The sequence below is a fragment of the Pectobacterium araliae genome, from assembly GCF_037076465.1.
Lineage (GTDB): Bacteria > Pseudomonadota > Gammaproteobacteria > Enterobacterales > Enterobacteriaceae > Pectobacterium > Pectobacterium araliae.
This window is the reverse complement of record NZ_AP028908.1, coordinates 2,195,409-2,214,384: the sequence shown is the minus strand read 5'-3', so window position 1 is coordinate 2,214,384 and position 18,976 is coordinate 2,195,409. Positions and strand designations below refer to the sequence as shown.

Here is an 18,976-nt window from a genome sequence, read left to right as displayed (position 1 = left end):
GTTTTCGGACAGGATCCACACGCTCATGCAATCCCAAAATATACAAAGAAAAGTATTACGAACCATTTGCCCCGACGCAAAAGGGCTCATCGCGAAAATTACGAATATTTGTTATAAGCACGAATTGAACATCGTACAAAACAATGAGTTTGTTGATCATCGCACTGGCCGTTTTTTCATGCGGACCGAGTTGGAAGGGATTTTCAACGACACCACGCTGTTAGCCGATCTGGACAGCGCGCTTCCCGAAGGATCTTCCCGCGAATTAACCGCAGCGGGCCGCCGTCGTATCGTGGTTTTGGTGACGAAAGAGGCTCACTGTCTGGGCGATCTGTTGATGAAAAGCGCCTATGGCGGCCTGGATGTAGAAATCGCTGCCGTCATCGGTAACCACGATACTTTACAGACATTGGTTGAACGGTTTGATATTCCCTTCCATTTAGTTAGCCATGAAGGGTTAACGCGCGAAGAACACGATCAACAGATGATCGCGCAGATCGACCAATACAAACCGGATTACGTCGTACTGGCGAAATACATGCGAGTCCTGACACCGGCATTTGTTCAGCACTACCCGAATCAGGTGATTAATATTCACCATTCGTTCTTACCCGCTTTTATCGGTGCCCGCCCATACCATCAGGCTTACGAACGCGGCGTAAAAATCATTGGCGCGACAGCACACTACGTCAACGATAATCTGGATGAAGGCCCAATTATCATGCAGGACGTCATTCACGTTGACCATACTTACTCGGGTGATGACATGATGCGTGCAGGCCGTGACGTTGAGAAAAACGTCCTCAGCCGCGCCCTATATCGCGTACTGGCGCAGCGTGTTTTTGTCTACGGTAACCGCACCATTATTCTGTAATCGGTTGATCGGACATCTTTTTGTATAAGGATGCACCGAACGGAATAAAAAAACGGCAAGCGAATTTATTTTTGATATATAGCCCTTTACAGGGGTGTGTCATTTGATATGATGCGCCCCGCTTGAAGCGAAAGCGTCTTGCAGCAAGGCCAGTGGTGGGGTTCCCGAGCGGCCAAAGGGAGCAGACTGTAAATCTGCCGTCACAGACTTCGAAGGTTCGAATCCTTCCCCCACCACCATTTCAAAGTAACACCTCTGAATGACATCCCAACGCAGAAATATCACATTTCCGTCAAGGGAGAAGGTGAGAACTTTCGACTAAGACTAAGTCCCTTTTCTTGTATCCCTCACTAAAAAAATAGCAGAGAACTATTATGCCTTTTTTTACATTTTTTTATCTCTTCTTATGCTCATTCCAACTTACTTTATTATAAAAAAACTTACCTCATCAGAAGATATTTATCATAAATTTGGCGGAATTATTGCTTCTTGTGCATTTATGTCTTTTCATTTCTATACTTATCATTCCGAAAGAATTCCTTTTTTTGACATATCTATTGTAGGTAATGATACGGTTCACTACAGTTCTATTATATTTGGATTTATCAGCGGGTTTGTAGGCTGGGCAGCTCATCACGAAGATTAGAAGTCATGAAAGACATCTAATAAAGCCATGTATAATTACGAGCTAATTATATTATTATGACCTTCTTATACCTTCTTTTTTCAACAATCTCTCTTGTTCCGCTCTACTTATCTGTGAAGAAATTGACAGCCTCTGAATTTATCTATACTAGATTTACCGCAATTCTGTTAGCTACCGTTTTTATGTGCTTTCACCTTTATATTTTTCATACAGAAGAAATACCGATTCTAAGCATTTCCATAAAAGATAATGAATTTATCTACAATAGTTCTTTTATATTCGCTTTACTGTGTGCGACTACCTGCGCGATAGCACACAACCGAAGTTAAAAATATTGAAAGATTACTAAAAATGGCATTTACTTACATATCGATATCAACAGTCGTTCTTATTTTCGCCTATTTTTCTATAAAAAAACTTACCGAGCATGACGATGTTTACTATAAGTTTTTTGGCATCCTCATCTCTTGCACATTAATGCTTTTCCATTTTTACACCTATCACGATGGGAAAATATCATTTATTGACATATCTATTGAAAACAATGACCCTGCCCATTACAGTTCTTTCATATTTGGTTTGATCAGTGGATTTGTAGGATGGGAGGTATATCATGAAGACAAAAAATAACTATAATAAACAGATAGATAGAATAAAACACAGTGTTCATCACTGAATCACTATGCGTTTTTAAACTTACTGACAGTTTCTCGAGATTTTTATTAGCAAAAACTTAATAAGAAGAGTCCTGCCAGAAGAGACACGAACTGGTGCGTGCTCCAATATGCTCCTATTCTATTGTTGCATATTTTAAAGAAGCGCTTTCCTGTGGTTGCATTCCATTATGCGTCATAGAATTGGGAAAAAAGAAACGAAGATCGGTAATAATCGCACTTTTTAACCGTAGTAAAAAACAGTATTCATTTCCCCCTATCGGGGCCGTTCGATAGAACTTAAATTCACAGTATAGCTTTTCATTATCATCTAATGCTTGCGCAAATAATGGTATCGCTTTATTTCCTATTGAGGCAACCGTTGAACATTCTGATGATATTAATCCTTGTTTACTACCGGTTACGCTCATATAGATCAAACTAGCCATAAAAATCTCCTCCTGGAAATAATAATCCAATAATGAAACACTGATTTATGATGAAAACGTCGTCAGAAAAGTAGTCTACGCTGTTAATCTTATCCCTGCAATTTATAAGATTAACAACGAACACTCATCATCAGCGCGACATTCCATGGCGTGGTAGCAAAAAATAGAGTCTTATGCCTTCCCTTTCCAGCGTCCCGGTACATAAGAGAACACAGGGAGTTGCCATGACCAGCGAATTGCCGCCAGACGCACAGCCAGACCAATAGTAAATGACGCCAGCAGATTAATATCGTGGTTAACGTTAAACGATTTTAGCCCCAGATATAATAGCGCAACTAACAGCGAAACGCTGGCGTACAGCTCTTTCTTCAGCACCATTGGTGTACGGTTACAGAAAATATCACGCAATATTCCACCGAAAATACCGGTCACGATACCCGCCATGACCACCACCGTCATCGAATAATTCAACTTCAGCGCCACATTGCAGCCAATAATGGTAAAGGCAATCAGCCCCATCGCATCCAGTACCAGAAAGAGGCGATGCAGATGGTGCATGAAGCGCGCAATGATAATCGTGAAAAGACCTGCACCAATGGTGAGGTAAATATAGCCGGGATGCTGCGTCCAGCCGATGGGATAATTACCGAGGAGAATATCGCGCACGGTGCCACCGCCAAGCGCGGTAATGAAGGCAATCATGCCTACACCAAAAATATCCATATTACGACGCCCGGCGGCCAGCGCCCCGGACATCCCTTCTGCCGTAATCGCGATCAGATAGATGTAAGTCAGCACACAAGTTATCCTGTGAAATGTGCCACTCCCTCTGTCCGCTTTACCTGAGAGTTTACGCAGCAGAGCTGCTTGCCCCTTCGGTGGGTTGCATCGCAACCTCTCTCCAGTTGGCTTCAATGGAATTCGCAGTTAGGGTAGCCTGAGCGATTATGGGAGTTTGCGCCTTCGGCGGAGCGTCATATATACCCTAAATAATGACGGGTATGCGCCCTCTCTCCTGCGAGGTGCGGAGTATAGCGGTCGACAAGCCTCATGTTCAACTGAATATAAGTGAATCTTATTTTTAACGATTCTCATCTGCGCCAACCGTCTCTAAAGCCACAGCAATAAGCCCAGTAACCCTATTCGAAAGCGCAGCCTCGCCGTGACGCCACGCTCTATTTTCTGCTACCATCTGGTCACATTTTTTAGCGAATGGCAGCGAACATGAAAGTTGTATCTTTTAATATCAATGGCCTGCGGGCGCGCCCTCATCAGTTGGCCGCCATTATCGAACAACACCAGCCAGATGTGATCGGGTTGCAGGAAACCAAAGTCCACGATGACATGTTTCCGTTAGAGGATGTCAGCCAGTACGGTTACCACGTTTATTATCACGGACAAAAAGGTCACTACGGCGTCGCACTGCTGTGTAAAACGCAGCCCATTGCGGTTCGTCGCGGTTTCCCAACGGATGAAGACGATGCGCAACGCCGGATTATCATGGCGGACTTCGCTACCGAACATGGCACGTTGACGGTCGTTAACGGCTATTTCCCGCAAGGAGAAAGCCGCGACCACCCGGTGAAATTCCCCGCCAAGACGCGCTTCTATCAGGATCTACAAACCTATCTGGAGCAACACCACAGCGCGACACAACCGTTGATTGTGATGGGTGACGTCAATATCAGCCCAACCGATCTGGATATCGGAATCGGCGAAGAGAACCGCAAGCGTTGGCTACGTACGGGCAAGTGCTCTTTCCTACCGGAAGAGCGCGAATGGATGGCACGTTTGCAAGGATGGGGGCTCATTGACACCTTCCGTGCCGCGAATCCAGAGAGTCACGATCGTTTTTCGTGGTTTGACTATCGCTCTGCCGGGTTCGATGACAACCGTGGCTTGCGTATCGACCTGATTCTCGCCAGTACCTTCCTGGCAGAGCGCTGCATCGCTACGGGTATTGATTACGATATTCGAGGAATGGAAAAACCGTCCGATCATGCCCCGATCTGGGCGGAGTTCACGCTTTAAAACGCGTGTGTAGTAAAAATAACATCACCGCTGTGCGGTAAAACCACAGCGGTGGTTAACATCGATTGCCATGTTGAGCATTGAAGCACGTCTTTTCTTACTTCACATTTATTGCTTCACCAGTTGCCATATCAGGTTGTTTGTTCCCAGCGTTTGCTTGTCCTGCACGCATTGCAGAATCACACCTTCAACCTTTACCACCGCACCCTCAGAATAGTTACGGTTTTCATACACACAGCAGCGCAGGCAGTTATTGTTCTGCTCGCGTACCGTCGTCGTCCCAGCGCCCCACACTTCCGGTGGAACGGGAACGACAATATCCGTTCCGCCACGGTTAGCCTGCACCAGCGTAGGCAGCACTAGCATCACACTGGCGAAAAACAAAGACACCAACAATTTCATTGCTTCTGCTCCTTCGCTTTTTTAGCCTGCGGTTTGCGCCGTTTTGAGGCACCCGACGGCGGCGCAGAAAGCCCTTTGAACGCTTTCACCGCGCCGTTTTGTTTCGCTTGCTGAATCAACGCCTGTAAGGTGTTCGTCAGCGGTTGCATAAAATCCTGATAGCGGCATTTCTTCTCGCTAATCTGTGTCAATGTGGCTTCCCAATGTGCAGTCATATCCGGGTGCGCCGCGCTGTCAGGCAGTGAGTGAATTAATGCTCGCCCCGCTTCACTTGCGTGAATATAGCGGGCTTTCTTAAACAGAAACGTCCGCTTAAACAATAATTCGATAATACCCGCTCGCGTCGCCTCTGTGCCTAAACCATCGGTCGCCCGCAGGATTTTCTTTAGTTCCTTATCCTGCACAAAACGTGCGATGCCCGTCATCGCCGATAACAGTGTCGCATCGGTAAAAGGCCGTGGCGGCTGGGTTTGACGCTCAACGACTTCGCCGTGTTCACACAGCAATTCATCTCCCTTTGCCACCACGGGCAACGGCATGCCTTCGTTTTCTTCATCCCGCTCTTTGCCTCCCAACAAGGTGCGCCACCCCGCCTCGGCCAGGAAACGCGCTTTGGCAATAAATCTCCCCCCCGCGATATCCAATTCAATGACACACTTGCGAAATACGGCGTCTGGGCAGAATTGCATGATGTACTGCCGTGCGACTAAGCCATATACCTTGCGTTCATTCTCCGTTAGCGAGGCGCTTGCGCTACGCGCGGTGGGAATAATCGCATGGTGAGCGTCAACCTTCCCGTCGTCCCAGCAGCGGTTACGCCGTTCGACATCCATGACGGGCTGCGGCAACAGATCGGGCTGATGCACGGCGATCGCATTCAAGACGGCATGACGCCCGGCAAAATGCTCTTCGGGCAGATAGCGACAGTCAGAACGCGGGTACGTGATCAATTTATGGGTTTCATACAGCTTCTGACAGACGTCCAGCACCTGCTGCGCGCTCAGCCCGAAGCGTTTCGCCGCCTCAATCTGGAGCGTTGAGAGCGAATAAGGCAGCGGTGCGGTTTCTGATTCCCGTTTGTCATTATAGCTGGTGACGAATGCTGGCTGGCCTTCGATACGTTTAACGACATGGTCCGCCAACGATCGATGCAGCAATCGCCCCTCTTCATCCTGATAAGGTTCGCACGATTCGCTGGGCTGCCAGATAGCGATAAAGCGCTCATCGGCTGGCGTCACGATATGGGCTTTAACTTCAAAATAGTCTTTGGAAACGAAGTTTTCGATCTCTTCATCTCGGCGTACAACGAGCCCCAGCACAGGTGTTTGCACACGACCAACCGACAGCACGCCATCATAACCCGCATTACGCCCTAATATCGTATAAGCGCGGGTCATGTTAATGCCGTAGAGCCAATCTGCACGCGAGCGCGCCAAGGCCGAGACACATAAAGGAATGAACTCTCTGTTCTCACGCAGACGAGAAACCGCACGCTCTACCGCCTGTGGGTTGAGATCGTTGACCAGACAACGACGTACCTGCTGGCGTTTCTCTTCTGCCAGAGAAAGATATTCCAGTACTTCATCGACCAACAATTGTCCTTCACGATCGGGGTCTCCCGCGTGAATCACTTCGCTGGCGTCATTCAGCAGCTTTTTTATGGTGTTGAGCTGTTTGCTAACCGAAGGGCGCGGTTGCAACAACCATTTTTGGGGAATGATAGGTAAGTCAGCAAGAGACCAGCGCGCATAGCGCGCATCATAAACATCCGGCTGCGCCTGCTCCAGCAGGTGTCCTACGCACCACGTCACAACATCATTCTGACCGCAGGCAATAAAGCCATCGCCGCGTCGATGCGGTTTGGGTAACACGTCTGCAATCGCCCGCGCAAGGCTGGGCTTTTCGGCAATAAAAAGTCGCATTATTCACCATTAAGCAGACTGGGCATTTCCCGCATAACTCGCGGGAAAGCACGCTGTAAAACGGGGTGGAAATTGATGTTATTCAAAAGATGGCGATCAGAAATAGTGAACAAACGTGTCAGTATCAAGCGGCGTGACCGTAGTAGAGGCTTTGAGCTGTGGTGTACCTAGATAGAGGAAGCCCACAATTTCATCCTGCTCGCGGCAGTGGAATGCTTCACGTACCAGCGCATTGTGCGTCCAGGCACCGCTACGCCAGATGCCATTAAAGCCCTGCGCTAATGCCGCCATCTGCATCGCCTGAACCGCACAGCCTGCGGAAACAATTTGTTCCCAGAGCGGCACTTTCGGGTTCTCTTCACAATGTGCAACAACGGTGATAATCAGTGGCGCACGATAAGGAGCCTGACGCGCTTTATCGATACCAGCCTCATCCAGGCCTTCCTGCTGCGCCGCACGAGTCAGTACCGTACTAAACCGATCCAAACCATCATTTTCGATCATAAAAAAGCGCCATGGCTGCATCGCACCATGATCCGGCGCACGCATACCAGCGTGGATAATGTTATTCAATGCATCACCCGCGGGTGCTGGCGCGGTCAGGCGCGAGGCCGAACGACGATTCAATAGCAACTCAAGAGCATCCATCGCACATCTCCTGTCTGGCAATATAATTTCTGCGATACAACCGATTTATCGGCAAAAAACGGTTATAGGGCAACGTTGCGCGCCACGTTAGCACAAGTAGAAGTTTTGTTACAAGATAGCCCCAACAGCGCGCGCGCCTACGATGATTTAATGCTGACTTTTTACTGCCCGCTCATTAGGATACTATCACTCCTTGTGCTTCACCGCTTGCCAGAAGGCCAGTTGAAGGACGTATGGCACACGCTGTTTACCCGTTCATGGAGATATCATGCGCACATTGTGGCGAATTTTTAGCGGATTTTTTAAGTGGACATGGCGTCTGCTTAATTTTATCAGAGAATTTATTCTCAATATTTTCCTTATCGCACTGATTTTAGTTGGCGTTGGGATCTACTCACAGGTAAAAACGACGCCGGAAGAGGCCACGAAAGGAGCACTGCTGGTCGATCTGACGGGCGTGGTGGTTGATCAGCCCTCCGTCAATAACAAACTGCGTCAATTAGGGCGCGAGTTCTTTGGCGCATCCAATAATCGTCGGCAGGAAAACTCACTGTTTGATATCGTCGACAGCATTCGTCAGGCAAAAAGCGATGATAACATCACGGGGATCGTGCTGGATCTCAGCGATTTTACCGGTGCCGACCAACCCTCTATGCAGTATATCGGTAAGACGCTGCGCGAATTTCGCGATAGCGGTAAACCTATTTATGCCGTCGGTGATAGCTACAACCAGTCTCAATATTATTTGGCCAGTTTTGCCAATACAGTGTCATTGACGCCACAAGGCAGTATCGATCTACACGGTTTCGCGACCAACAACCTCTATTTCAAATCCATGCTCGACAAACTGAAAGTGACCACCAATATCTTCCGCGTGGGAACCTATAAATCAGCCGTTGAGCCATATCTGCGTGACGATATGTCACCTGCTGCGCGCGATGCCGATGGTCGCTGGATTAACGCTCTGTGGCAGCAGTATTTAAATACCGTTTCCGCTAACCGCCAAATTACGCCCCAGCAACTTTTCCCCGGTGCAACCAACATTCTTGCGGGCTTGCAGGCCGTTCAGGGCGATACCGCCCGCTATGCGCTCGATAACAAACTGGTTGATGAAGTCGCCTCACGTTCTGTGACCGAACAATCGCTGGTTAAAGCATTCGGTTGGAATAGCCAGAAGAACCACTTTAACTTCATCAGTATCTACGACTATGTCGTCAAACCGCCGGTGCAAAATAACAACCAGATCGCGGTTGTCTTTGCCAATGGCGCCATCATTGATGGGCCGGAAACACCGGGAATGGTCGGTGGTGATACCACGGCGGCACAAATTCGTGCTGCCCGCCTCGATCCTAAAGTCAAAGCGTTGGTACTGCGCGTCAATAGCCCCGGCGGCAGCGTCACTGCGTCAGAGCTTATTCGCTCCGAATTGATGGCGCTGCGTCTGGCCGGTAAACCGATCGTGGTATCCATGGGGGGCATGGCGGCATCCGGTGGCTATTGGATCTCAACACCAGCCAACGCGATCATCTCCAGCGCCAGTACACTGACTGGCTCTATCGGTATTTTTGGCGTGATTACCACGTTCGAAGATTCGCTGGAAAGCCTTGGCGTCCATACGGACGGCGTTGCCACCTCCCCGCTGGCCGATCTGTCGATCACCAAGTCATTGCCACCTGAGTTCTCGCAAATGATGCAGTTGAGCATCGAACGCGGTTATAAGAATTTCATCGATATCGTGGCACAGGCACGTAAGAAAACACCGGAGCAAATCGATCAGATCGCGCAAGGGCACGTCTGGGTCGGTAGCGACGCGAAAGAGAATGGTCTGGTCGATCAGATCGGCGATTTTGATGATGCCGTGAAGAAGGCCGCTGAGTTAGCTAAACTGGGACAATATCAATTGAATTGGTATGCCGAACAACCAGGCTTGCTCGACACCATGCTGAATCAGGTAAACGCTTCGGTCTACGCCCTGTTACCCGTTGCTGTCCAGTCCATGCTGCCAGCACCGGTCGCGCAACTGGCAGAAGCCATGCGTTCACAGCCGTCCATCATGAATAACCTGAATGATCCGCAAAATCGGTACGCATTTTGCCTCACCTGCGGAGAAGTCCGGTAAGGTTTACCATTACTAGCCCGATAATAGTCATTGCTTATGGTGATATTACCGGGCTCCTTTTCCCTCTATACTCTTGTTTTGATCCTGACTCACACCACCATGCGAAAGAAATCCATTTATGTCGCCTATACGGGCGGCACCATCGGTATGCAGCGATCCGCCAATGGCTATGTCCCAGTATCCGGTCATTTACAGCAGCAATTGGCAAAAATGCCGGAATTCCACCGCGAGGAAATGCCATCGTTCACGATTCATGAATATGACCCGCTAATCGATTCGTCTGACATGACGCCCGCGGATTGGCAATCCATCGCAGACGATATTCAAGCCCACTACGATGATTACGACGGTTTCGTGATTCTGCATGGCACTGACACCATGGCGTTCACCGCCTCTGCCCTTTCGTTTATGCTGGAGAATCTTGCCAAGCCAGTTATCGTGACAGGGTCACAAATACCGCTCGCGGAATTGCGCTCGGACGGCCAGACTAACCTGTTGAACGCGCTATACGTGGCGGCTAACCATCCGATCAATGAAGTCGCCCTCTTCTTCAATAACAAATTATTACGCGGCAACCGCACTACCAAAGCCCATGCGGATGGTTTTGATGCCTTTGCATCCCCTAATTATCCGCCGCTGCTGGAAGCCGGTATCCATATTCGCCGGCTGGCACCTACCGTGGAATGCAGCAACTGTCCGCCGTTGAAAGTGCATCACATTACGCCGCAGCCTATTGGGGTGATTACGATTTATCCCGGCATTTCTGCCGATGTCATCAGCAATTTCCTCCGTCAGCCGGTGAAAGCGCTTATCCTGCGCTCCTATGGCGTCGGCAACGCGCCGCAAAGCCCTGGGCTGCTGCACGAGTTACGTGAAGCCTCCGCACGCGGTATTGTGGTCGTCAACCTGACGCAGTGCATTTCCGGCCGCGTGAACATGGGAGGCTATGCGACGGGCAATGCGCTGGCGCATGCGGGCGTCATCAGTGGCTTTGATATGACCGTCGAAGCCGCCTTGACCAAGCTGCATTACTTATTGAGCCAGCAAGACTTAAGCGCCGATGAAATCCGCCAGTTGATGCAGCAGAACCTGCATGGGGAATTGAGCGATAAAGATTGAGTTAATCACGGAGTAGATAATGAAAAAAGCATTGCTATTAGTTGATTTGCAAAATGATTTTTTCCCCGGCGGCGCATTGGCCGTTAACGAAGGCGACCGCGTCATTGGCGTTGCCAATCGTGCTATTGAGGCTTGTCTGGCCGCTGGCGTCACGGTGATTGCCAGTCAGGATTGGCATCCGGCTAATCACGGCAGCTTTGCGGTTAATGCGAATACCAGGGTCGGAGAACTCGGTGAATTAAACGGATGGCCGCAGATCTGGTGGCCGGTTCACTGTGTGCAGGGAACCACCGGGGCTGATTTTCATCCAGCGCTGAATCAGTCGGCCATTCAGTGGATCGTACAAAAAGGGACGCAGCCGGAGATCGATAGCTATAGCGCTTTTTTCGATAATGGGCATCGGGTTAAAACCGAATTGGATACGTGGCTACATGCTAATCACATCACCCATTTGACGATTCTGGGGCTGGCAACAGATTATTGCGTCAAGTTCAGCGTATTGGATGCGATTGCGCTGGGCTATCACACCGAAGTCCTGGTGGACGGCTGTCGTGGCGTTAATCTTTCATCCGACGACAGTGAGTACGCTTTACGGGAAATGGCGCAGCGTGGTGCGATACTGACGGATATGACGCAGTTTCTTACTACGTTGTCTTCTGCCCGTTAACGCGACTGACAACTGAAAATAGCGGCAGCCAATGAGGCTGCCTGCTCACACGTTACGCGTTGGGTTTCAACGTAATAATGGTGTCAGCGATGTTAAACTCGCGCTTCAACTCTTGCTTACTCTTCATCACAATCTCGCCATTGGTGCCAATGGTCATGTGCTCAGCCTGTTCATTATGGCGAGCCTGCCACATCATCACCATTTGCAGACAGTTTTCTTTCTGTTCAGCGGTCAACGCGACACCGTCTGGCCATTTGCCCAACTCTACTGCCGTGACCAACCGTTGATAGATTTCTGGCGTCATGGCGTCGATCAGATCATTGAGTTCCATATCCGGTTTCTGCTCCGAGAAAGGTCAGATTTATTATTGCGGGATTCCTGTGCGGGCAGCGCTTTACGTCAGCTGAACCGTTTAAAGCAAAACATTATCACACTGTCACCGCCACACCGCTCACAAACAGATTACCCGTCAACGCGTCCGCCATCAACGTCATCGATAAAGCTCAGCGAAGCAGAATTCACGCAGTAGCGTTCTCCCGTGGTTTTCGGACCATCAGGGAAAACGTGCCCCAGGTGCGCATCACACTGCCCGCAGCGGATCTCAATACGGCGCATGTTGTGTGAATCATCTTCCAGATAGCGAATCGCCTCTGAGGACACGGGTTGATCGAAACTTGGCCAGCCACAGCCGGAGTCATATTTACTGTCAGAATAAAATAGCGGAGCCTGACAGCACAGGCAGTGATAAGCACCCGTGCGCTTGTTATGCAGCAATTTACCTGAAAACGCAGGCTCCGTACCGCGCTGTTGAGTGACATAGCGCTGCATCTCTGTCAGTTCAGTGTTGTCGGGCGAAGTGTGCGAAGCAGAGTCGTAGTCGTTAGTCATGGAAGTCTCACCGCGGTGTTATTTCTTCAATTAATCACTGATTATAACAAAAAATTAACAACCTGACAGGCCGTTCTGACCTAATATTAGCAATGTTATTAGCATGAATATTTAATTGTGATGTACATCACATATTGTGACAACACAGGCTTTATATGATGCATTCCGCCCTCATATCAGTCTTAGGTGTTACTTAGTTACAGGGTCGAGCGGTTTTCGCACAAAGTTTGGTCATAGGTTTGACTTACAGCAACTATTGACACGATTCCGCTTGACGCTCAGCAAGGTTTTTGTAATTTTACAACCAACCTTTTATTCACAAACCAATAGCTGGTGGAATATATGACTATCAAAGTAGGTATCAACGGTTTTGGCCGTATCGGCCGTATTGTTTTCCGCGCTGCACAAGAGCGTTCTGACATCGAGATCGTTGCAATCAACGACCTGTTAGACGCTGAGTACATGGCGTATATGCTGAAATACGACTCAACTCATGGTCGTTTCAACGGCACCGTTGAAGTTAAAGATGGCCACCTGGTTGTTAACGGCAAAACCATTCGTGTTACCGCAGAGCGCGATCCTGCAAACCTGAAGTGGAACGAAGTCAACGTTGATATCGTTGCTGAAGCAACAGGTCTGTTCCTGACTGACGACACGGCACGTAAGCACATTGCTGCGGGTGCGAAGAAAGTCGTTCTGACGGGTCCATCTAAAGATGACACCCCGATGTTCGTTATGGGCGTAAACCACAAAACTTACGCGGGTCAAGACATCGTGTCTAACGCATCTTGTACCACTAACTGCCTGGCACCGCTGGCAAAAGTCATCAACGACAACTTCGGTATCGTTGAAGCACTGATGACCACCGTTCACGCCACCACTGCAACGCAGAAAACGGTTGATGGCCCGTCTCACAAAGACTGGCGCGGCGGCCGCGGCGCAGCACAGAACATCATCCCATCTTCTACCGGTGCAGCTAAAGCAGTAGGTAAAGTGATTCCTGAGCTGAACGGCAAACTGACTGGTATGGCGTTCCGCGTTCCTACCCCGAACGTGTCTGTTGTTGACCTGACCGCTCGTCTGGAAAAACCAGCGTCTTACAAAGAAGTTTGTGCAGCAATCAAAGCCGCTGCTGAAGGCGAACTGAAAGGCGTTCTGGGCTACACCGAAGACGACGTTGTTTCTACCGATTTCAACGGTGAAAAACTGACTTCCGTGTTCGATGCCAAAGCCGGTATCGCACTGAACGACAACTTTGTGAAACTGGTTTCCTGGTACGACAACGAAACAGGTTACTCAAACAAGGTTCTGGATCTGATTGCTCACATTTCTAAATAAGTGTCAGCGATGATTCGGTGAAAAAAGGGCGACGTGATGTCGCCCTTTTTTATTGTTAATTGCAGATTTCTTTTTACAACGAAAAACAATCAAAAAAAGGCACTATCATGCATAACACAATTTTCTCACTCCCCGTCACTCAACAAATTAGCGCAACCCTCAGTCAGCGTCAGTTGGAGCAATTACCCGTCATCGTCGTTGATCATCCTGAAGTTCGCGCAGCGGTCGCATTGCAAGGGGCACACCTACTGAGCTGGCAGCCGACAAACGAAGAGCCGGTGCTTTGGCTGAGCGACAATACGCCTTTTACTCAGCACGTTGCTATTCGCGGCGGTGTCCCTATCTGTTTCCCGTGGTTCGGCCCTTTCGCCGAGCCTAACCACGGTTTTGCTCGTTTACTGCCATGGGAGTTTACCGCCCACAGCGAAGATGAGCACGGTGTGCAGCTCACGTTCACGCTGCGCGATAATGAAGAAACACGTAAAAGTTGGCCGCATGAGTTCACTCTCATCGCCCGTTTCAAGCTGGGTAAAGCGTGCGGTATTGAGCTGGAAGCGCATGGTGATTACAGCATTACCAGCGCGCTGCACACCTATTTCAATATTGGTGACATCAGTAATATTCGCATTGCCGGTCTGGGTGAGTCATTCATCGATAAAGTGGATCAGGGCAAGCTGTCTACGCAGCAAGGCGATTTGGTCTTTACCGACCGTACAGACCGTATCTATACCCAACCGCAGGACACCAGCGTGGTACATGATGCAGTACTGAAACGCACTATTGAAGTACACCATACGCACCATAGCGATGTGGTGTCATGGAACCCTGGTGCAGAACTGTCTCGTACAATTAGCGATATGCCTGATGAGGGATATAAAACATTCGTGTGCGTAGAAACCGCGCGAATTAATCAGCCGTTTGTCGCGTCAGTCAAAGCTCCGGCTCGTCTGACGACGGTTATCCGCATCAAGAAATAACCTCCGTTATGTGTATGGCGACACGGTTCGCCATACCCCCCCTCTTCTGTAAATGCTTTCGCTACACCACATCCAAATGCTGTTTGCACATCGGTGGTGGAAAAGCCTGATCCAACTGCCCGAGATCATCCTCAGACAACACCACATCCAGCGCTTTCGCATTTTCCTGCACATGCTTTGTAGAACTGGCTTTTGGAATGGCGATCACGCCCGGCTGGCGAATCACCCATGCCAGTAGAAGTTGAGCTGGCGTGATGCTGTGTTCTCGCGCAATACGCTTCACCACCGGATGCGAGAATACCCCCTCGCGCAAACGTCCAGCCTGTGCCAGCGGGCAATACGCCATCACGGGAAGCTGCTGTTGAAGACACCACGGCAACAAATCAAACTCAATACCGCGCGATGCCACATGGTACAGCACCTGATTGGTCATGCAGCGCTGTCCGCCCTCTAGCGACCACAGCTCCCGCATATCCTCAAGGTCAAGATTGGACACGCCCCACTGCCCGATTTTACCTGCCTGCTGCAACCGCTCCATCGCCGCAATCGTATCGATTAATGGGATGCCACCGCGCCAGTGCAGCAGATACAAATCAATACGCTCGGTCTTCAGTCGCTTCAGGCTGCGCTCACACGCCTGTATCGCCTTTTCGCCTCCCGCATTGTGCGGGTAGACTTTCGACACCAGATAAACGCTGTCACGACGGCCACGTATCGCTTCACCGACCACGTCCTCTGCCCCGCCTCCCGCGTACATTTCCGCTGTATCAATCAACGTTAACCCAAGGTCGATGCCCGCTTGCAGCGCCGTCACTTCCTGTGCTCTCATTCGGGCATCTTCACCCATGTACCACGTTCCCTGACCGATCGCTGGTACACGCGTGTCATCAGGAAAACGAATCGCTTTTGTCATGAGTCCCTCCCTTGGCTACCGTCAACGTGACTGGTTTGCCGTCAACCTTACCTAGCATTCGGCGCACCATAAATGTGCAAATGGGGTGATATCACCCCATTATTGTACGGCAGATGCACCATGCTTACGAAGAGCATTAAAAGCGCTCACGAAAAGCATCAGAAGCGATAGCTGACGCCCGCGCTCATTAAAATGCTGTGGTTACTATCAACAATCGGGCTGTCTTTCATTTCGTCAGACAAACGCGTGTAACGACCGACTGCCCACGCGCTCCAGCTCTCGTTAATCTGATAACCCGCGCTCAGTTCAAGATACGGAGCCCAGCCATCACCAGGGCTGTACTGGTTAAATCCAGAACGCGAAGATTCTTGCGCACTCACGCCGTAGTAATATTGGTTCATATTTTCGCTGAACCAGGTCGCACCGATCCCCGGAGTCAGGCTCAGATCGCCCATAGTGAACCGATAAAGGTAGGCGGTGTCCCATGCGAAGCCGTTGCTGTAATCCAGCGTATCGCCCGCCAGAACGGTACGGATTTCACCCCAGTCAGCGGTATGGCGATAAGCCGCACCCGCCATCAGCGTACCACGGCGTTTGTCCAACTGTTTCATGCGTTGATCGTCACTATCTCCCGGTTTAAAACCTAAAGGCAGGTAGTAGGCCGTTAAAGAAAAACGATTTACGCCGTCATTCCACAGGTAATATCCCCCACCCAGTCCGCGGAAATAAAAATTTTCACTTTCATAATTCAGTACAGGAAGCGGATAAACGTCATTATCAACACCACGGTATACAGACGTTGAACCCGCAGCGCCAAGACCCAGAGAGATATCTGCGGCATAGACTGAAGGCACGAGCACGGCACCAGAAATCAGCGCGGCCAGCATACATAGTTGAGGTTTTTTCACAGTTTTCTATTTCCTATTACAGATAAATATCATGAAACATGATAGGCCAATTACACACGTTTGCGTTCAGGTTATATAAAAATAACATTAACGAATAACCTAACTATTCGATAGGTTTTACGTGCGCTAACGTCGGTAATAACCAGTGTCCTTAAGGCTGAACGCCCATTCTCTATAATGTTACACGGATTTTCCTGAAAGTGAGTCCTTGAAATATCTTAAAAATACGTCCGTGGACTAGAGGAAATTTTGCGGATGCAAACTACGCTTTAATACAGAAGGTGACATCTTCCTGACCCACTGGTATGAATAAAATCACGACACCCTGACGCGGCAAGTTGGCATAAGGGTTGCTGGGCTAAGAAGATTTATCCTTTCGGGGGCAATACATTAATAGGCATATATTCCACGCGCTCTCTTAATCTGTGCTAATCGACGAAGGACGGGCATCGCTATGAACATATTTGATCACTACCGCCAGCGCTACGACGCTGCCAAGGACGAAGAGTTCACTCTGCAGGAATTCCTTACTATCTGTCAGCAGGATCGCAATGCTTATGCGAATGCGGCTGAACGATTGTTAACGGCTATCGGTGAACCTGTAATGGTGGATACCGCCCAAGAATCACGCATGTCACGCCTATTCTCGAACCGGGTAATTGCCCGTTATCCTGCTTTTGAAGAATTTTACGGTATGGAAGAGGCTATCGAACAGATTGTCTCCTACCTGAAACACGCCGCGCAGGGGTTGGAAGAGAAGAAACAGATTCTGTATTTGCTGGGGCCGGTCGGCGGCGGGAAATCCTCTCTGGCCGAACGACTGAAAGCGCTGATGCAGCGTGTGCCGATTTATATCCTCAGCGCCAACGGCGAACGCAGCCCAGTAAACGACCACCCGCTCTGCCTGTTCAACCCGCAGGAAGATGCGGCAATACTCGAAAAAGAGTACACGATCCCACGGCGTTACCTTGGCACCATCATGTCGCCGTGGGCAGCCAAGCGCTTGCAGGACTTTGGCGGCGACATTACCAAATTCAAAGTCGTCAAAGTGTGGCCATCCATTCTGGCGCAAATCGGGATCGCGAAAACCGAACCCGGCGATGAGAACAATCAGGATATTTCCGCGCTGGTCGGTAAAGTCGATATCCGCAAGCTGGAACATTTTGCCCAGAACGATCCCGATGCCTACGGCTACTCCGGCGCGTTGTGCCGTGCGAACCAGGGCATTATGGAGTTCGTTGAGATGTTCAAAGCCCCCATCAAGGTGCTCCATCCGCTGCTGACCGCCACACAGGAAGGCAATTATAACGGGACGGAAGGCATTGCTGCCCTGCCGTTCAACGGGATTATTCTGGCGCACTCCAATGAATCCGAGTGGGTGCAGTTCCGTAATAACAAGAACAATGAAGCGTTTCTTGACCGCGTGTATATCGTGAAGGTGCCGTACTGCCTGCGCGTATCCGAAGAGGTCAAAATCTACGACAAATTGCTGGATCACAGCGAACTGACGCATGCCCCCTGCGCACCCGGCACGCTGGAAACGCTGGCCCGTTTTTCCATTCTGTCGCGCCTGAAAGATCCCGAAAACTCCAGCATCTACTCCAAGATGCGGGTTTACGACGGAGAAAGCCTGAAAGATACCGATCCAAAGGCGAAATCCTATCAGGAGTATCGCGATTACGCGGGCGTGGATGAAGGGATGAACGGTCTGTCGACCCGCTTCGCGTTCAAAATTCTGTCGCGCGTGTTTAACTTCGATCACAGCGAAGTTGCCGCCAACCCGGTACACCTGTTCTATGTACTGGAACAACAGATCGAGCGTGAGCAGTTCCCGCAGGAGTTGGCAGAGAAATATCTGGAGCACCTGAAAGGGTATCTGACGCCGAAATACGCTGAGTTTATTGGTAAAGAGATCCAGACTGCCTATCTCGAATCCTATTCCGAATACGGACAGAACATTTTTGACCGTTATGTTACCTATGCGGATTTCTGGATTCAGGATCAAGAGTACCGTGATCCAGATACTGGTCAGCTATTTGATCGTGAATCGTTGAACGCCGAGTTGGAAAAGATCGAGAAGCCTGCGGGTATCAGTAACCCTAAAGACTTCCGTAACGAGATAGTCAACTTCGTCCTGCGTGCCCGCGCCAACAATAGCGGCCGGAATCCAAACTGGACCAGTTACGAGAAACTGCGCACGGTTATCGAGAAGAAAATGTTCTCCAACACGGAAGAGCTGTTGCCTGTAATTTCGTTTAATACCAAGACCTCAACGGATGAACAGAAAAAACATGATGACTTCGTCGATCGCATGATGGAGAAAGGCTATACCCGGAAACAGGTGCGTTTGCTGTGCGAATGGTATCTGCGGGTGAGGAAATCATCATAATGACGCACGATGCTGGCAACAGCGTTTGGGGGA

Annotated in this window: 17 protein-coding genes, 1 tRNA gene and 1 riboswitch; of the genes, 9 read left to right on the top strand and 9 right to left on the bottom strand. The window is 49.7% G+C overall.

Features of this window, described 5'->3' with window-relative positions:
- Positions 1–25 precede the first annotated feature (25 nt).
- Both purU and AACH44_RS10040 read left to right on the top strand, forming a co-directional pair.
- Positions 26–874 (top strand): formyltetrahydrofolate deformylase, encoded by an 849-nt coding sequence (gene purU / locus AACH44_RS10045; protein ID WP_005968735.1) that lies wholly within the window; start codon positions 26–28, stop codon positions 872–874.
- Between the two features lie 154 nt (positions 875–1,028).
- Positions 1,029–1,113, top strand: a tRNA-Tyr gene (locus AACH44_RS10040).
- Between the two features lie 1,197 nt (positions 1,114–2,310).
- Here the strand turns inward: AACH44_RS10040 and AACH44_RS10035 are convergent.
- Positions 2,311–2,622 carry a type VI secretion system tube protein Hcp gene (locus AACH44_RS10035; protein WP_261847501.1) on the bottom strand — a complete coding sequence of 104 codons (312 nt, stop codon included), beginning with the start codon at positions 2,620–2,622 and terminating at the stop codon, positions 2,311–2,313.
- Between the two features lie 171 nt (positions 2,623–2,793).
- Complete coding sequence (locus tag AACH44_RS10030) at positions 2,794–3,420, bottom strand: trimeric intracellular cation channel family protein (protein WP_137739659.1); 627 nt, start codon at positions 3,418–3,420, stop codon at positions 2,794–2,796.
- A 21-nt stretch (positions 3,421–3,441) separates the two neighbouring features.
- Positions 3,442–3,537, bottom strand: a riboswitch (glycine riboswitch).
- A 309-nt stretch (positions 3,538–3,846) separates the two neighbouring features.
- Between AACH44_RS10030 and xthA the strand changes: the two genes are divergently transcribed.
- Positions 3,847–4,653 (top strand): exodeoxyribonuclease III, encoded by an 807-nt coding sequence (xthA, locus tag AACH44_RS10025; RefSeq protein WP_261847502.1) that lies wholly within the window; start codon positions 3,847–3,849, stop codon positions 4,651–4,653.
- Positions 4,654–4,761: 108 nt separating this feature from the next.
- On the opposite strand, the gene AACH44_RS10020 is transcribed toward xthA, so the two are convergent.
- The 3 genes from AACH44_RS10020 to AACH44_RS10010 form a co-directional block, all read right to left on the bottom strand.
- On the bottom strand, positions 4,762–5,055 hold the full coding sequence (locus AACH44_RS10020; protein WP_261847503.1) for a YnjH family protein: 294 nt from the start codon (positions 5,053–5,055) through the stop codon (positions 4,762–4,764).
- Positions 5,052–6,977: a DNA topoisomerase III gene (locus tag AACH44_RS10015; RefSeq protein ID WP_261847504.1), complete on the bottom strand. Its 1,926-nt coding sequence runs from the start codon at positions 6,975–6,977 to the stop codon at positions 5,052–5,054. The genes AACH44_RS10020 and AACH44_RS10015 overlap by 4 nt, the downstream gene beginning before the upstream one ends.
- Positions 6,978–7,073: 96 nt before the next feature.
- Positions 7,074–7,625: an NAD(P)H nitroreductase gene (locus AACH44_RS10010; protein ID WP_261847505.1), complete on the bottom strand. Its 552-nt coding sequence runs from the start codon at positions 7,623–7,625 to the stop codon at positions 7,074–7,076.
- Between the two features lie 268 nt (positions 7,626–7,893).
- On the opposite strand from AACH44_RS10010, the gene sppA reads away from it, so the two are divergent.
- The 3 genes from sppA to pncA all read left to right on the top strand — a co-directional run bounded on the left by sppA (position 7,894) and on the right by pncA (position 11,530).
- A complete protein-coding gene (sppA, locus tag AACH44_RS10005; protein ID WP_261847506.1) occupies positions 7,894–9,744 on the top strand; it encodes a signal peptide peptidase SppA in 1,851 nt (616 codons plus the stop codon).
- A gap of 99 nt (positions 9,745–9,843) precedes the next feature.
- Positions 9,844–10,863 carry an asparaginase gene (ansA, locus tag AACH44_RS10000; protein WP_261847507.1) on the top strand — a complete coding sequence of 340 codons (1,020 nt, stop codon included), beginning with the start codon at positions 9,844–9,846 and terminating at the stop codon, positions 10,861–10,863.
- A 19-nt stretch (positions 10,864–10,882) separates the two neighbouring features.
- The gene (gene pncA / locus AACH44_RS09995; protein WP_261847508.1) at positions 10,883–11,530 is read left to right on the top strand and encodes a bifunctional nicotinamidase/pyrazinamidase; all 648 of its coding nucleotides are present in this window, start codon (positions 10,883–10,885) and stop codon (positions 11,528–11,530) included.
- A gap of 52 nt (positions 11,531–11,582) precedes the next feature.
- Here pncA and AACH44_RS09990 read toward each other — a convergent pair whose 3' ends face one another.
- Together AACH44_RS09990 and msrB are read right to left on the bottom strand one after the other, a co-directional pair.
- On the bottom strand, positions 11,583–11,861 hold the full coding sequence (locus AACH44_RS09990; RefSeq protein WP_261847509.1) for a YeaC family protein: 279 nt from the start codon (positions 11,859–11,861) through the stop codon (positions 11,583–11,585).
- 131 nt (positions 11,862–11,992) lie between these two features.
- Positions 11,993–12,418 carry a peptide-methionine (R)-S-oxide reductase MsrB gene (gene msrB / locus AACH44_RS09985; RefSeq protein ID WP_261847510.1) on the bottom strand — a complete coding sequence of 142 codons (426 nt, stop codon included), beginning with the start codon at positions 12,416–12,418 and terminating at the stop codon, positions 11,993–11,995.
- Positions 12,419–12,760: 342 nt separating this feature from the next.
- Between msrB and gapA the strand changes: the two genes are divergently transcribed.
- Together gapA and AACH44_RS09975 are read left to right on the top strand one after the other, a co-directional pair.
- Entirely contained in the window at positions 12,761–13,756 is a 996-nt protein-coding gene (gene gapA, locus AACH44_RS09980) for a glyceraldehyde-3-phosphate dehydrogenase (RefSeq protein WP_165325068.1), read from the top strand.
- Positions 13,757–13,863: 107 nt separating this feature from the next.
- Positions 13,864–14,733, top strand: a complete 870-nt coding sequence (locus AACH44_RS09975) for a D-hexose-6-phosphate mutarotase (RefSeq protein WP_261847511.1) — start codon at positions 13,864–13,866, stop codon at positions 14,731–14,733.
- Between the two features lie 61 nt (positions 14,734–14,794).
- On the opposite strand, the gene AACH44_RS09970 is transcribed toward AACH44_RS09975, so the two are convergent.
- Together AACH44_RS09970 and AACH44_RS09965 are read right to left on the bottom strand one after the other, a co-directional pair.
- Positions 14,795–15,646 carry an aldo/keto reductase gene (locus AACH44_RS09970; RefSeq protein ID WP_261847512.1) on the bottom strand — a complete coding sequence of 284 codons (852 nt, stop codon included), beginning with the start codon at positions 15,644–15,646 and terminating at the stop codon, positions 14,795–14,797.
- A 158-nt stretch (positions 15,647–15,804) separates the two neighbouring features.
- Positions 15,805–16,554 carry a MipA/OmpV family protein gene (locus tag AACH44_RS09965; protein WP_261847513.1) on the bottom strand — a complete coding sequence of 250 codons (750 nt, stop codon included), beginning with the start codon at positions 16,552–16,554 and terminating at the stop codon, positions 15,805–15,807.
- Positions 16,555–17,008: 454 nt separating this feature from the next.
- Between AACH44_RS09965 and yeaG the strand changes: the two genes are divergently transcribed.
- Positions 17,009–18,943, top strand: coding sequence for a protein kinase YeaG (gene yeaG / locus AACH44_RS09960; RefSeq protein WP_261847514.1), 1,935 nt, complete (start codon positions 17,009–17,011; stop codon positions 18,941–18,943).
- Positions 18,944–18,976 lie beyond the last annotated feature (33 nt).

Bases quoted from the DNA above. Each gene is read 5' to 3' on its own strand.
- purU (WP_005968735.1), top strand. From the start codon at position 26: ATGCAATCCCAAAATATACAAAGAAAAGTATTACGAACCATTTGCCCC.
- AACH44_RS10035 (WP_261847501.1), bottom strand. From the start codon at position 2,622: ATGGCTAGTTTGATCTATATGAGCGTAACCGGTAGTAAACAAGGATTA.
- xthA (WP_261847502.1), top strand. From the start codon at position 3,847: ATGAAAGTTGTATCTTTTAATATCAATGGCCTGCGGGCGCGCCCTCAT.
- AACH44_RS10020 (WP_261847503.1), bottom strand. From the start codon at position 5,055: ATGAAATTGTTGGTGTCTTTGTTTTTCGCCAGTGTGATGCTAGTGCTG.
- AACH44_RS10015 (WP_261847504.1), bottom strand. From the start codon at position 6,977: ATGCGACTTTTTATTGCCGAAAAGCCCAGCCTTGCGCGGGCGATTGCA.
- AACH44_RS10010 (WP_261847505.1), bottom strand. From the start codon at position 7,625: ATGGATGCTCTTGAGTTGCTATTGAATCGTCGTTCGGCCTCGCGCCTG.
- sppA (WP_261847506.1), top strand. From the start codon at position 7,894: ATGCGCACATTGTGGCGAATTTTTAGCGGATTTTTTAAGTGGACATGG.
- ansA (WP_261847507.1), top strand. From the start codon at position 9,844: ATGCGAAAGAAATCCATTTATGTCGCCTATACGGGCGGCACCATCGGT.
- pncA (WP_261847508.1), top strand. From the start codon at position 10,883: ATGAAAAAAGCATTGCTATTAGTTGATTTGCAAAATGATTTTTTCCCC.
- AACH44_RS09990 (WP_261847509.1), bottom strand. From the start codon at position 11,861: ATGGAACTCAATGATCTGATCGACGCCATGACGCCAGAAATCTATCAA.
- msrB (WP_261847510.1), bottom strand. From the start codon at position 12,418: ATGACTAACGACTACGACTCTGCTTCGCACACTTCGCCCGACAACACT.
- gapA (WP_165325068.1), top strand. From the start codon at position 12,761: ATGACTATCAAAGTAGGTATCAACGGTTTTGGCCGTATCGGCCGTATT.
- AACH44_RS09975 (WP_261847511.1), top strand. From the start codon at position 13,864: ATGCATAACACAATTTTCTCACTCCCCGTCACTCAACAAATTAGCGCA.
- AACH44_RS09970 (WP_261847512.1), bottom strand. From the start codon at position 15,646: ATGACAAAAGCGATTCGTTTTCCTGATGACACGCGTGTACCAGCGATC.
- yeaG (WP_261847514.1), top strand. From the start codon at position 17,009: ATGAACATATTTGATCACTACCGCCAGCGCTACGACGCTGCCAAGGAC.